The organism is Verrucomicrobiota bacterium, assembly GCA_019247695.1.
Taxonomy (GTDB): domain Bacteria; phylum Verrucomicrobiota; class Verrucomicrobiia; order Chthoniobacterales; family JAFAMB01; genus JAFBAP01.
Genome location: JAFBAP010000191.1, coordinates 1 through 14,414, shown reverse-complemented (window position 1 = coordinate 14,414; position 14,414 = coordinate 1). Strand labels below are relative to the sequence as shown.

Annotated in this window: 5 protein-coding genes and 1 pseudogene; all 6 read left to right on the top strand. The window is 60.1% G+C overall.

Features of this window, described 5'->3' with window-relative positions; translation table 11 throughout:
- The first annotated feature begins 40 nt into the window (after positions 1–40).
- The 6 genes and pseudogenes from JO015_22310 to JO015_22285 all read left to right on the top strand — a co-directional run bounded on the left by JO015_22310 (position 41) and on the right by JO015_22285 (position 14,414).
- Positions 41–505 carry a DUF4411 family protein gene (locus tag JO015_22310; protein MBW0001841.1) on the top strand — a complete coding sequence of 155 codons (465 nt, stop codon included), beginning with the start codon at positions 41–43 and terminating at the stop codon, positions 503–505.
- A gap of 526 nt (positions 506–1,031) precedes the next feature.
- Positions 1,032–4,583, top strand: a complete 3,552-nt coding sequence (locus JO015_22305) for a hypothetical protein (protein MBW0001840.1) — start codon at positions 1,032–1,034, stop codon at positions 4,581–4,583.
- Positions 4,576–10,488 carry a DEAD/DEAH box helicase gene (locus JO015_22300; GenBank protein MBW0001839.1) on the top strand — a complete coding sequence of 1,971 codons (5,913 nt, stop codon included), beginning with the start codon at positions 4,576–4,578 and terminating at the stop codon, positions 10,486–10,488. Before JO015_22305 ends, JO015_22300 begins: the two co-directional genes overlap by 8 nt.
- Before the next feature lie 29 nt (positions 10,489–10,517).
- Positions 10,518–11,648: a DNA modification methylase gene (locus JO015_22295; GenBank protein MBW0001838.1), complete on the top strand. Its 1,131-nt coding sequence runs from the start codon at positions 10,518–10,520 to the stop codon at positions 11,646–11,648.
- Between the two features lie 3 nt (positions 11,649–11,651).
- Positions 11,652–12,815, top strand: coding sequence for a hypothetical protein (locus JO015_22290; GenBank protein ID MBW0001837.1), 1,164 nt, complete (start codon positions 11,652–11,654; stop codon positions 12,813–12,815).
- Positions 12,812–14,414, top strand: a pseudogene (locus JO015_22285) (DUF87 domain-containing protein). The gene JO015_22290 and the pseudogene JO015_22285 overlap by 4 nt, the downstream one beginning before the upstream one ends.

Genomic DNA, 14,414 nt, shown 5'->3' with positions numbered 1-14,414 from the left:
TTCCTGACGCCGGATGTATTGTATCGACACGAGCTCCCTGTTGGAATGGTGGATTCTCCGTTATCCACCCTCCACATTCCCAAGCCTTCGTGATCGCATTGAAGGGTTGATCTCAAGCGGACGATTGGTGACTTCGGAGTTCGTCGTTCAGGAACTTGGGGTGAAAGGCGACGAACTGTTCGACTGGGCGAAGGCACAGACATCGTTTAGCATCTCCACCAGCCAGGAGGTCGCGAACGAGATGGCGTCCATCGTTGCACGCTTCCCCGCGTGGTGGATCCAAGCGCGCAAGCGGACCAAAGCGGATCCGTTTCTGATCGCCCTGGCAAAAACGCAAGGCCTTACGGTCGTATCCCAGGAAACATTGGCGGCGGCCAAAAAACGACCTCGCCGTCAGGGCGGGACCTACATTCCGGATGTTTGCGCCGCGATGAATATTCCCTGCATCAATATTCCCTGCATCACCTTCCTTGAGATGATGCAGCGCGAAGGTTGGACCTTCTGAGCAAAAAGCGCGGCAAACGAACAGTGCGACCCTTCCGAAGGTGAGGTATCTCTCCCGAACACCGTAAAAGGGCTAATCCGGCATCAAGGGTCGTTGATAATGCATAAATATTTCTGGATAAACGCGCCCTGATCCGGGTGAGCGAGGTTTTCATAACCTGCTCAGGATGAGCAGCTAACACAGTTGACTAGTACCTGGCATTCGGCTTGCCTTCTACACCGGCATGCTCCGGCCTATCCTCAAGTTTTCTGATGCCTATAGCCTTCGCGCGTACCGGATTTCGATCTCCATTTCCACTGGCCAGGGTCAGAAGAGCGCGGCTCTCCCGACCGCCGACGACTTACGATCGCAAGTTCAACACCCGCCGTGCGGAATGAGTAATCCGCGGCGGCTGGCTCGCGCCACCTGACACACTGCTTACATGAATTTAATAGCAAAATTGGTGATTACAGTAAATCCTAACTCTTGCCCGTTGAGTATGGAAAAACCCGTGTGCCTCAGGGCCGATGATGATCACACTCCGCCGGTGAATTTAACCCTACGCGACCTCGATCAAAAATGGCGCTCGAGCTTGCACCATGCTGATAGTCCGTCACTGCTCGGCCTAGCCCCGTTGGAGGCTGCGGAGTGTGAAGTACTAACCGCGACGGTTGACCGTTCGCTGCGTACACTCATCCCAACGCCGGTGCACCGCGTTGACGGATTCATCCGCTTATTGGCCATTTATCCCGCTGCGATGGCCGTATGGCTCAGCCGGCTCGCCGGGCAGGCTTACGAAGTCAATTTTTGGGATAACTTTGCGGCCCTGCTCCACTGCACCGAAGTGCCAAGTGATCGCCGGCCACAGTTTGCTAATGCTTTCCGGCGCGCCTGCCGGACGGTGATGGCTAACTTCGTCACGCCGCAGGTAGGGACGTGGACGTACGTCGGTGAGTTTCTCTTCCAAGCCGGTCTCCCCCTCTGCCACTGCGAGCGCTTTGCCGTGGCATTACGGGCCATCGCAGACGCCTACGGCTTGCCCGAACCGGACGATCTTGACGCTTTGCGCGACGTCCGCGATGCGATGCTTGGCCGCACCGAAATACGGCAGGCACCACTGGTGCGCCAGGCGCTCGAGGCGGCGTCAGGGTTGCACCTGCTCGGAGTGGTGGTGTGCGCCGTGCGTCAAGACGCCTTCGGCGCCATCAACCCGGAGCTCGGCCGGCGCCTCCTCGAGAGCTTTGCCACGGCTGGGGTTGGCGCTTGCTCCGTTGCGCTCCGTTGGCCATGGTTGCGGCTGGAAGATGACCTCACGTCTTTTGCGATCGTCGGTCCGCCTCAGCCCAGGTCCATCCTCGGACCCTCCGGTGCGCACTGGGTTGTAAATGGAACGTCGTTCCGGGCGGGTGTCGAGGACGAGTTTGTTTTCCCTGTCACCACGGAGGACCGGGTAAAGGTTGAACTCCGCGGATTGGCCGGCGGACGATCGCTGCAACGGGATTTTGCTGCGCATCCCGGCGCGGAAGCAACGCCTGCGTTCATCTTTTCCGCCGAGTCCCAACGCCGTGTCCGTGTCGCCTTGGAAAGGGAGTGCAGGTTGGAAGCCGGGGATTATTGGGTCGTGCATCCGGCAGAATATACGCTGGATAACGCCGCTGAGAACCACGTCTGGTTTAACAGTCCGCCCAACATGCCAACCCTTGCGACGTCGCGCCTCACGCTGCGCCCTGGGACCGTATCGATTCTGCACGATGGGTGGGGCGAACCGATCTGCGAGTTTCGGCCGGCCCTACACCCGTTTATTGAGCTGCCCGGCCGTCGGGTTTCAGATGAAACGGGCGAATGCATTCACTATGGGTGGACGGAGTTGCCTCGGGTTTGGGTACCGAAGGAGGAGGTGGACGAATCCTGGACACTGCGCGCCGTTACGAATGGCGGAAAAGAGATCGCGTACCTCCTCACGAGGGCCGGGTGTACTGAGGAAGGATCACTCGTTCCGCTTGTGCCGTCAGACGGTCATGCCGTCTGCCTGCAGCTGCCTCCGGCGCTTCATGCTGTGACGTTCCAGGCGCTTCGCAACGGCCGTTCCAGGGCCGAGCGCAGGGTGTGGCTCTGGCATGGGCTGCAAGCAATCAGCAGCTGCGGTCTTGAGTGTACCGCACTGCCGGAAAACCTGGTGTCTGGCGAGATGCGCGGCTTTGTCCGGGACGGCGCGAACATACGTCACCTGGAGGATTCGCTGCGCCGCCACAGTTTAGTGTTCAGTGTTGGGGAAACGCGGCAAATGTTCGCGTGGCGGCGTCCAGGCATCTCTCTGGAATCTTTCGAGAAGGTTCCGGGGTCGCCGGCTGAACCGCGTGACCATCGGCTCGGGGAGACATTCTCCGCCGCCGTGGACAGCCAACGCTGGTTACGCGTCTGGCTGGTACCTGCCCGGGACGCTGCTCTGCGGGTGAACGGCCGGGAGGTATTCCGCTTCTGCCCGGCATCGGAGCGGCAGTTTGTTGACCTAAGCCTGGCACAGTTGGCCGCAGAGCATGGCGAAGGAGGAGGTTGCCTCACATTACGGCATGGGGAAACCCAAACTCTGGTGGCGCGTTTTGTCCGGCCCCTCCAGCCGGTCGGGGTCAGTTATTCCCAGGTGGAAGGACACGAAACCCTGCTTTGCCGATTTACCGATCCGGTCAGGCACGTGCGGTTACACGTTTCGGACCTGGTTTCCGATCGGCATATCTCATTTCCCGGCCAGGCATTCTCCGCCTCGGGTCACCTGCGATTCGAAGAGCCCGGATTTCCCGCCGTTGAGCTCTCGCACGCCGAAAAGACCGGTGCGTGCAGCAGCGATCTGCACCGCCTCCAGGTCCAGGTGCCGAGGGCGGGGTGGCCTCCCGGTTTCTGGCGGATAGAACTGGATATCGCGCGTGACGAGTCCTTCGGGTGGCAGCCATTGCTGAACAAGCGTGGCGGGCGTTTGCCGCTGTTGTTATCGCGAGCGCTGCCGGTAGACGAGCTAACCTCATACCGCGCCCGCTGTTTCGCGGCTGTACTCGCAGGCCCAGGTACGGGGGCTAAGATTCCGTTCCCGCCTTCTACCGGGCACGAAGCTGAGTTGATGGTGTTGTTTGGCGATGTGCGCCGGTGGCTTGCGCCTAAATTTGAGGATGCTGCCTGGAAACAACTGCTCCCTCTGGAGATACTATTAGGCGAACTCGCCAAGCAGGTGCGCTGGATGGTAGGAAACCATCCGAAAACGGTGCTTCCGGCACTGGTCGAGCAACTCTCCGAAGATAGCGCCGGGCTCGGCGCTCGCTCGCTCTTTGTCCGGATTCCCGACCTGCTCGCCTTACCGCCGGAACTGGCCGTCAATCTGCCGCCCACTGATCCCGTGCGCGCTGCGTTGCGGTGGGCCGCCGACCTCGCAAGTGCGGCGCGGGCAGGTGATGGTTTGCGCCGGGTACAGATCGCTCCGGAGTTTGGGCTGGGCGAATGGTCGCCGGACGCGCCGATCCTGCGTGATTTTAGAAACAGCAAGGCCGTTCTTGGCATCGGCCAACGGCCGGACCTCGACGATGATCTCTCCGGTTTTAAATTCGGGCCCTGGTTCTTCTGGATGGCCAGGGGCAACCGAGGTGAACCAAACGTCGAAGTCGATGCGCTGAGCACCGAGCACTTCTCCTGGGCTTTGGCACGGCTGCTCCAACGTCGCCAGGCAGCGCAGGACGCCGCGTGCTGGAGTGCGGTCATGCCCGTTCTCGCCCATAATAAGCTCGACTTTCTGGCCAGCCTTAGAAAGAGCTGCCCATCAATTAAACACCTTTTTCCGACGACCGTATCCGGACGGGTGTGGTTTGAGTTCGAACACGGCGACGATTTCCTTGCCGGCGAATGCATCCAGTTCAGCGCGTTGCTTGCTTTAGGCGCACGAATCGCGGCGCGAGGCTGGGTATCGTTTTGGGACGTTTTGAAACCGCTGAGGGAAGCGCATGGACCAGGACCCGTGCACAAAGCGTTGACTACTCTCCTTACGCAAGCGCCCGAACTCCTCGGATTTCACCTGATGTTCTGGGAACTGATGATCCGCACTTATCCCCATGATTGAGCAAAACCCCATCCAACTCTGTCAGGAACTCGAAGAGACGATCCGCCGTTACCTCCGGGCGGCGCTGCCCATCTCCCACCGGTACCCACAGTTGCGGGCCGCGGTTGGTCGAGAACTGGGGCGGAGTGACCTCCTGCTCAAAGGCCCCTACGTTGAAGCGTTAACCGACTTCCGCAAGGGTGCCCGGCTTTGCGAGTTCACCAAAGGCAGCACTCCGTTGCTTCACGCTGACTTCTCAAAACTACCTTCGGAGGAATTTAAGCGCTCCTTGCACAAGCACCAGGAGAACGCACTCCGTGCCATCGCCGGCGGTCGCAACGTGATCGTTGCTACGGGCACAGGCAGCGGGAAAACCGAATGCTTCCTGTACCCCATCTTGGATGCGTTACTCAGGGAGCCTGGACCCGAGCGGCAGCAGCCGGGGGTCCGGGCTTTGCTCATTTACCCGCTTAACGCCCTGGCTAACGACCAGCTCTACAAGCGCATCGTGCCGATCTTTGCGCACCATTTTAAAGCGAGCGGTATCACCATTGGCCGGTATACCGGGCTGACGAGAAATGGCGTAACGCGCACCGGGGCCGAACAGGAGCTGCTCAGTAGCGATCCGTTCTTCACTGATCCGGTGCCGGACGGCCTTGGGTGGAATCAGGTACCCGAGGCGTGGCGACTGACGCGAGATGAGATGCTTGCCCGCCCGCCCCATATCCTGATCACCAATTACGCCATGTTGGAACACCTGCTGCTGTTCCCGCGGAATGCCGGCCTCTTCCGGGACGCGCGGCTCAAGTTTTTGGTTCTCGACGAGGTGCATACCTACGCTGGCGCGCAAGCCACCGAAGTGGCGTTTCTTCTGCGTAAGCTGCGTCGCCGGCTCGGTCTCCGGCCCGAGGATACCCGCTGCGTGGGTACGAGTGCGAGCTTCGCGGCGGGCCAGGAGGCAGATCGGACAATCGTCGAATTCGCTACCCGTCTATTCGGCGCACCGTTTCACGAAGTAATCCGTGGAGAACGACACCCGCATCGTCTCCTCCGTGAGGAGCCAAAAAAGCGGTTCTCGTTACCAGCCAGCGCCTGGATCCAGCTTGGCCGCAGCCTCGCGGAGGCCGGTGCTGAAGACAGCCAGACAGGACTGGCCTGGAACACTACCGTGGAACAATGCGGCGCGGCCGGGCTCGATCCGAAGCTCGTCAGCCGATTGTGGGTGAAGGAAGGCCGGCCGCTCGGCCCGCAACTGGCGGAATGCTTGGCGGATGCGGACGAAATGCGTCGTGCCTCGATCGAGTTGGCGCAGCCGGGGGCACGGCCATTTATCTCAGTGGCGCAGACCCTCTTCGGCGCGGCCCCTGAGGCCGCGAAGGCGCTTGCGGGGCTCATCACGGCCGGCATCCGGGCACGCCTGGCTCCCGGCGAGTTTTCCTTATTGCCCGCACGTTATCACTATTTTGCAAACGGCATCGATAACGTCACCGTGAGATTATCCGCCTCGAACCCGGAGGGCTTTGAGGACGCGCTGGTCGGTAGCCACTTCATCGATGAAGACGGCAACTACCGTTACCGGCTCTTGGTTTGCCGCCGGTGCGGCCAACCCTTCGTCGAAGGGTTCGTGGCGGGAGATCGCGTACTGCCGGTACGCCCGGCAACCGGTATGGCGGAACGCTATGTTTTCCAGTTGGGAACGCCAACCCGTGGAGTCGACGATGAAGACGACGGCGCCCCGGTAGACGATTCGAATCCGCCGGACATCTGGAAAATTGACCCGATTACCGGTAACCCGCGGGACGATGACGCATCCGTAGCCCTGGTCTGTGTACCATTGACGCGGGACGATGACGACAATCGGCGCTACCTTCGTAAATGCCCAAGTTGCGGTGGAACGGCCGGAACGGACGCGGAGGTGGTGACCGGCTTTCACCCCGGTGACTTCATGCTGTCGACGGTCATCTCGGATGCACTCTACCAAAAACTTCCTGAGCGTCCGACGAAAGTGCCCAGCCCGGGTGGCGGCCGGCGGTTGCTGGTCTTCTCCGACAATCGCCAGGATGCAGGCCAGTTCGCCCATTCGCTCCAGCGCACGAGCGAGGAAATCCTGCTGCGCTGGGCGGTAATGCGCGTGTTTAAGGATGAAGGGGGATGCCAGTCGTTTACCACCCTGCGCGACAGCGTCGTTAATCTGCTCGGAGCGACCCCCGCCTTTAATGACGCTGACGGAGAAATCATCCAGTCGGCAACTGACCTGACGCCCTTTATATGCGGCAAGATCGCCGCCGAATTCTGTCTCCCGGGTGGCCGTCGCAATTCGCTCGAGGCACTCGGCCTGGTGCGCGTCGGCTACGACGAAAAGTTACTGAAGCAAGCCGCGGAACTTTTTGCTCCGAAGTTGCCTGCAGAGCTACGTTCTCAATCCGCAACGCTGCTCGAAGTTCTGATCGAAACCGTTCGTCGCCAGCGCTGCATTTCTGCACCCGCAGGTGTGAACCTTGCTTCCGAGCACATCTGGGGAAGGGATTTTGTCTCTCCGTACCTGCGTTTTAACGTGGAAGGCACCCCGAAGCCGGAGCAAGTCCGCTTCGCCTGGAAGGCAAGCGTCGATCCGAAAACGGGCCGGGTGTACCCGAACCGGCGGAGCTGGTTTCTGGAACGGCAGCTGAAACTTGCCGGCTTCAATCCTCTCCTTGCAGCCGCCTTTGAGGCGTTGCAAAAGGCTAAGTTGATCATCTCCGAGCCGAACCGGCATGGCTTCGTTCTCGATTCGCGCCGGCTGGTTTTCACCGGTGGCAAGACGGTACCATTCTATCGGTGCCGTTCGTGCGGGCTGCGGCAGTTTGCCAACGTGAGCGACCGTTGCGCCGCGTTCCGGTGTGAAGGGGCGTTGGAAATGATCTCCAGCCAGGAGCGTGAGGCTTGGAATCGAGACCAGCATTACTACCGCCTGTACCTGGCATCCAACTGCGCCGGCAAGGTGGCGCGTGAGCATACCGCGGCCATCAACAACCTGGTACGCGAGCGGTTGGAACGGCAGTTCCGTGACGGCGAGGTAAGCGTGCTTTCGTGCTCGACGACGATGGAATTAGGCGTGGATATCGGCGAACTGGAAGCAGTCGTGTGCCGCAACGTGCCGCCCGGGATCCAAAACTACCAACAGCGTACCGGCCGTGCCGGGCGCCGGGCGCAAGCTGCACCGGTCTGCGTGACGGTGGCGATGTCGCGCAACTACGACCAGGCCGAGTATCGCCGTGCGGAGGATTACCTCCGGCAGGAACCGCGTACACCGTTCGTCCACCTCGAGAATGTGCGCCTGTTTCGCCGACACCAATTTTCTGTCCTGTTGCGCGGCCTGATGCGGCACCTCGGCTTGGCCGACGGGCAGGGAGGCTCTCCGGAGTTAAAGACGTTTTTCGGGGAAGAGTTTACCGATGAGAAAGAGCGCGAGTTCGTCGGGAGAGCCCGGCTCTGGCTGGATGGCGCGGAGGGGCGCGCGTGCCTTGCGGAAGCGCTCGACCTTGCCACCGGTCTTCCTCCTGCTCTTTCCTGCACTGAGGCGGAGTTGAGGGAACAGTTTCTCGGCCGTGAGCCTGGGGAAGGTCTCGCCGGCGTATGCGGGTGGTACGGGCATCGCTGGCGCTATTTCCACGATCGCTACCATGAAGCGCATGGGCTCGGCCGCGCCGGGCAGAAGCAGGCCAGTTACTGGGCGTATCAACTCAGCAAATGGGAGGAGCAGCTCGTGATCAATCAGTTTCCCAAGCTCGGGTTTCTTCCCACGTACGCGTTTCCGGTGAACAGCGTGCAGCTTGAAGTGATCACCGGTGAGCGACAGGATCAAAATCGCCGTCCGTGGGAACAGGACATCCAGTTGGTACGCGACGCACGGCTCGGCATTGCCGAATACGCTCCGGGCGCGCAGGTGATCGCCGCAGGCCGCGTTTGGGAAAGCTATGGCATCGGCGAGTACCCCCGGCATTTCATGAAGCCCCGGTTTTATTACCTATGCGGCGCGTGCCGGCACGTCCAGGTAGAGGAAGAGAAAGACGATTTTCAGCCCGCCTGCCAAGCGTGTAGCACGCCTGTGCGGCCGAATGAAGTACGACAATTTATTGAGCCGAAAAGCTTTGTCACGAGTGGTACCGAAGCCAAAGGGCGTGACCCTGGGCTTACCCGGCTCCGGCCGCCTCCGGCGCAAGAGGCCCGGCTACTCTCAGCCGCAGCTGACCAGGAATTTCGTGACGCTCCCACCGACGTGCCGGGCGTTCAATGGGCGTGGCAGAATGCCCAGTGCGGGCGAATGCTCGTGATCAACAAGGGCCGTGAACACGGCTTCTACCATTGCGCCTGTGGCTATGCGCGTGCGCTTAGACATCCGGGCGAATGGGATGCGGTTAAAAAGACGCCGCATGAAACCCCGTACGGTACCCGCTGTACGCAGAACCGCCCACCGGCATGGCAAGATCTTGGTCACGAGTTCCGTACCGACGTGCTCCAGATCCGCTTCAATAGTCCGGTGCCGTTCCCGGAGGGAGTGCCGGCCGATCAGCGTCTGACGTGGGAAGACGGTTTTCTGCGCACGCTCGTGGAGGCTGTCCGGCAGGCAGCGATTCGGTTACTGGCGATCGACGGCCGTGAGATCAGCGGCACCGCCCGGCTTTGGTATTCCAACAGCTACCCTGAAGTGGTGCTCTATGACAGCGTCGCCGGGGGTGCCGGTTACTGTCAGATGGTGATGGGCCGCGGTCTGCGCGCGTTGCTGGGACGCGGAATCGATGTGCTGGAGTGCCCCGCGAAGTGCTCCCATTCCTGTCGCACCTGCCTGCAGACCTATGACAACCAGCGCCACTGGGATACACTGGACCGGAAGCCGGCACTCGTTTGGTTGAAGCAGCTGCTCAATACTCACCAGCCGGAAAATCCGTTCGCCCGGTTCGGTGCCGTTCCGCTTAAGGGTTCCGATCCGATCGCGCTGGCGTTGGCTGAGTTAGACGAGGGAACACGGCTGATCGCAACCGCCGGCACCCTGTTCCCAGCGTCAGCAGCGACGACTATGGATGAAAATACTTCCGTGCCTTCACCGTTGTTGCTCGACCGGGTAGTGGGATTGCTTGCCCGAGGGCACACGGTCGAGGTGGCGCTCGCTGCCGAACCGGCCATCTCGGCAGACGATCCCGCCAGCCTCGCGGTTGTCGCCAAACTCGGACCATATCAAACAGAGGGCCGCTTCAGGCTCTGGCGGTTACCGGCCGGTTTCGACCTGCGAGCGTGGCCGCGTTGGATCGTCCGGCCGGGAAATCCGGACGGTCGCTCGTTCTTCTCGGACAGCCTCGTCGAAACATCTTTTTTGGCTGCTCCGTTGCCGCCCTCACTCTGGCGTGGTCCGGTGCTCGCTGCGGATGAAGAGCGGAAGCTTCGTACCGGTTGGACGCCGATCCCCTTGCGGGAGCAGGCGGCCCGGACGCAGTTGTTCGCGTATCAGGCTGGCCAGCCAAGGGAATTGACCCGCGACTTTGGCTTCGCCAAAAAGAAAAAGTTTGCCTTGCTACGGATCAACGATCCTTACGCCCTGAAATCTGACCTGAACACCGAGCGGGTCCGGAAGTTCCTGAGCGAGTTACGCACAATCATGGATGCCTGGCCGGAGCAGCTCGAACTGCGGGTTCGGGACGAAGGTGCTCCCGACTTCCAACCTCGCCGGGAAGCCTTCGAGAGGTGGTTTGCCAGTCAAGGCGTCCCGGCGAAGATCATTCCCGTTGTCACCTACGGCCCCCACCGGCGTGACTTCCATGACCGGCAACTGAGGTTTATACCGAACCCCAAAACGCCGAACAGCCGTTTTGACGTCCTGCTTACCGGAGGCATCGACCGCTACGTCGAGCCGAAATTCGAGACTACCGTCATCGTGCATCGAACTGTATAAAGTGGAGGGCGAGAAATGAAGAAGAGGTGATGAAATCCAACGTCGTCTTTGATTTCCATCCGATCCGCAACCCGCTGTTGCGGGTGAACGGCGTCTGCCCGTATTTTACGATGTTTCCGCTGAATTTCCCTTACCGGACGCTCTGTCGCAGGCGTACGGCGACGCGTGTTCTCGATCCGTTCTGCGGCCGGGGGACAACCAACTTTGCTGCGCGCCTGCTTGGCATCACCGCTGTCGGGATAGATAGCAATCCCGTAGGCGCCGCGGTCGCCATGGCAAAACTTACCATGACAACCGCCGAACAGGTCTCGGCGGCTTGCGAAGCAGGGCTCCAAGCCACCGGCGAGTGCGAGATACCGGTTGGTGAGTTCTGGGATTGGGGTTACCACAGCGGCACCCTTTCGGAGGTTTGTAGGATGCGGATGCATCTGCTGCAAAAAAAGGTTTGGTTGGATGCGGAAATCTTCTTGCGAGCGTTGATTCTCGGAATTCTTCATGGTCCGCTGACGAAAGGGATCCCCACGTACCTCTCCAATCAAATGCCGAGGACTTACGCCACCAAGCCCGCTGCAGCGGTGCACTTCTGGAAAAGCCAAGGCCACCGCCCGCTTTATGTGTTGCTCCTCGACGCGGTCCGGCGCCGCGCGGCTTACCTTCTTCAGAGACTTCCGCTGCGAGCCGATAGACGGGTTTTATTGGCGGACAGCCGGCAGGAATCAACCTATCATGGGCTGGGAGGATTCGACTTGGTGCTCACGTCGCCGCCTTACCTTGGGATGCGGACTTATTGGCCCGATCAATGGTTACGAAACTGGTTTTTGGGCGGGAGTGACTCCGTGGAGTACGCAAAGCCGATCCAGATCCAGACGCAAGATCTCTCAGTTTTTATACGTGATCTTTCCGCAGTCTGGCGTAATGTAGCCGCGGTGTGTAGATCTGGTTCGGAGCGGGTTGTTCGGTTCGGAGCTCTTCCGAGCTTCAGCGTCGATCCGCGCCAGGTTATCAGGCAAACCATAAAGGGCGCTGGCTGCGGTTGGGAAATTCGAACCATCAAACCTGCGGGATGCTTTCCCGCCGGACGCCGGCAGGCGAACCAATTTAAGGTCCGTGATAATCCGCCGATAGATGAAATCGACGTCTATTGCCGGCTCGCTGTTTGATCCATGTTTCAACCCGAGGAGATTGAAGACCTTCGGAGGGTAGTTCGGGCATGCGCCCGAACCGATCATCAGCTGCTTGTCGGCCTGCGGGCTGAAGCTCGTGAGTTGAAAGCCAAGGCCAGGAAAATCCAGCCTCGCAGCGCTACCGCCGTATCCCTGGTTGCGAGCGATGGAGGTAATAACCAGCTGCACTTCGATCCGTTTCATGTGCAACTGGTTCGCGTGGTCGATTCTTACGGTAAACAGCTCTGTCTCGACGCGGTCTCCGTCAGCAGCGATCTTAATCGCCTGGATCAGGCGCAGTTCCATAAGGATGGACGGCCGAGAACCCCGCTCGGACGCATGATGTGCGACCTGGACGTACGCTCGCGCCGTTTAAACGACCTGAGCCACATGATGCCTGATCCGGATCGGGCACGCGCCAGACCCGAAGAGGTGCCGGCCTCGTGGGTTCAGGCGTACCGCGACCTTTGCGAGTGGGCGGTGCTTTACGAACTTATCTGTCACCGCTCGTTTCCGACCGACACCCTGGTCGTCCGCGACGGTCAGCTCCGGAGTAAGGTGTTCAGGGGCGAACATTTCATCCGGATTCGCGAACGCATCGAGGAAGCCATCCAACGGGTCTACCGGGAAGACCGGCGGCGTGTGTTCCTCGTCGGGATTGCCAAGAGGAGCAAAGTGCTTGACCGGTACAACCTCGCGTTTGCGCTGGAAAACGTGTTGCCGGAAGGCGAAGCCCGTTACGTCGAGATCCCGCGCGAGATGGAGCGAAAGTGCTACGACCGGTGGTGGGATCAGCGTGGGCCGGAGGACGCGGCCGAAAATGAGCGTGCTTTCAGATTCGTGGCCGGCCGGATGTATTTCGTGAGGTTCGGCCCGCAAGGCGGCGATCCGATCTGGTCGGTTGACATTCTAAACTCGCAAACGTCGTTCCACCAGGAAATCTTTGGTTACCTCCAGAACGACGCGCTCGAAGGATTTCCGGTTGCCTTTTATCCGATGTGCCTTCAGAAGGCGCACAGCTTCGCTCAGATCGTCGATTTTGACCTTGATGTTCTTCAAAATGAGGTCGTCCAAGCGATTCGGGAGCAACTCCCGAGTTCGGAGCGAGCCATCTTCGACGCCCTTCCCCTCAGGCAGGAGATAGCTGATCGGAGGTACGCGTGAAACTCTTCGCCAAGAACAAGGTGGCCGGGATCTTCCGCGGCTTCAGCGAGGGCGGCCTCGAATTTCATGCGGACATCATCCTCCCGTACACCAATGGATTCCAGAACGCGCCGATGCATGGCCAATTCCTGGTCGTGCAATTGGAGACCGAGGAGGAAGGCGTCCTCGGTCGCATCACCTCGATTGCATCCGAGGGCCGGCTGGCGTCGAGCGCCGGTGAGGATTACGCGATCCGTGCGGTTAACGATGAACGCCCGATCGGTGAGAATTTGCGCGAACAATACCTGAGATACCGGGTCAACATTCGCGTGTTGGGTGTGCTCCGGGTCATCGATGGCAAGGTGGAGTTCGCAGCGTCTCATCGTCGCCTGCCGCACGTCGGGAGCCGGGTCGCGTTCCTGAACGACGACCTGCTGCGCGAAATCGCCGGGCACAACGACGCAGGTGCGGACATCGGCTTTCTGGCGATGGGAGAATTCATCTATGGAGCAGATGATCGCCGTCTGCGGAGGGAGCCATGGATGCAGGTGACACCTCCCGGCGTCATCCCGAAATTCCCGGCCAGCGCTTGGTGTCCAGGCGCTCGTTCGTCTTCGCCCGTGCAGGGTTTGGAAAGTCAAACCTCGTTAAGCTCCTCTTCTCGAATCTGTACCGCCAGACGCCGGCCGTGCGGAAGCGCGGAAATCGTCAGGTTCCGGTCGGCACCCTCATCTTCGATCCCGACGGGGAATATTTTTGGCCGGACGACAAGGGTCGCCCCGGGCTTTGCGACGTGACCGAGTTGAGGGATAAACTCGTCGTGTTTACGCCCAAGGAGGGGCCGAGCGGTTTTTACGCCTCTTTTGTCCCCGGCAACATCAAACTTGATATCCGGCGCCTCAGGCCGGCCGACGTGATCTCGATCGCACTCCCGCCCGAAAAGCAGGACCAGCAGAACGTCCGTAAACTGAAACAGCTCAGCGACGCGGCATGGCGGCAGCTCGTCGACGAAATCTACCGGAACGGAAACACGGCAGACGAGGCTATCCTGAAGGAGTTGCTGGGTTTGAAGGATAACCAGGAACTCGAGTTGCTGGCCGCCCGCGGTAACATGACCTCAATTGTCGCCCAGTTGCATGATCCCGGCAGCCAACTGGTCGACAAACTCTTGATGGCGCTGGCCGAAGGTAAAATCTGCATCGTGGACATCTCACAGATGCGTGGGAGCAGCGGATTGATGCTATCCGGCATTTTGCTCCAGAGAATCTTTGACCATAACCAGGCGGAGTTTACAAAGGCACAGCCCCAGACCATCCCGACCATTGCCGTGCTCGAGGAGGCGCAATCGGTTCTTGGGCATGGCAACAGCGGAGGGGAAGGCCCGTACGTCTCGTGGGTGAAAGAAGGTCGCAAATACGATTTGGGCGCTGTGCTGATCACCCAACAACCAGGAAGCATTGCGAACGAAATCCTCAGCCAGGGTGACAACTGGTTCATTTTTCACCTGTTATCGACGGGCGATCTGCTGGCTGTTAAGAAAGCGAATGCCCATTTCAGCGACGACATTCTTAGCTCCCTGTTAAACGAGCCCATACCGGGGCATGGGGTGTTCTGGAGCAG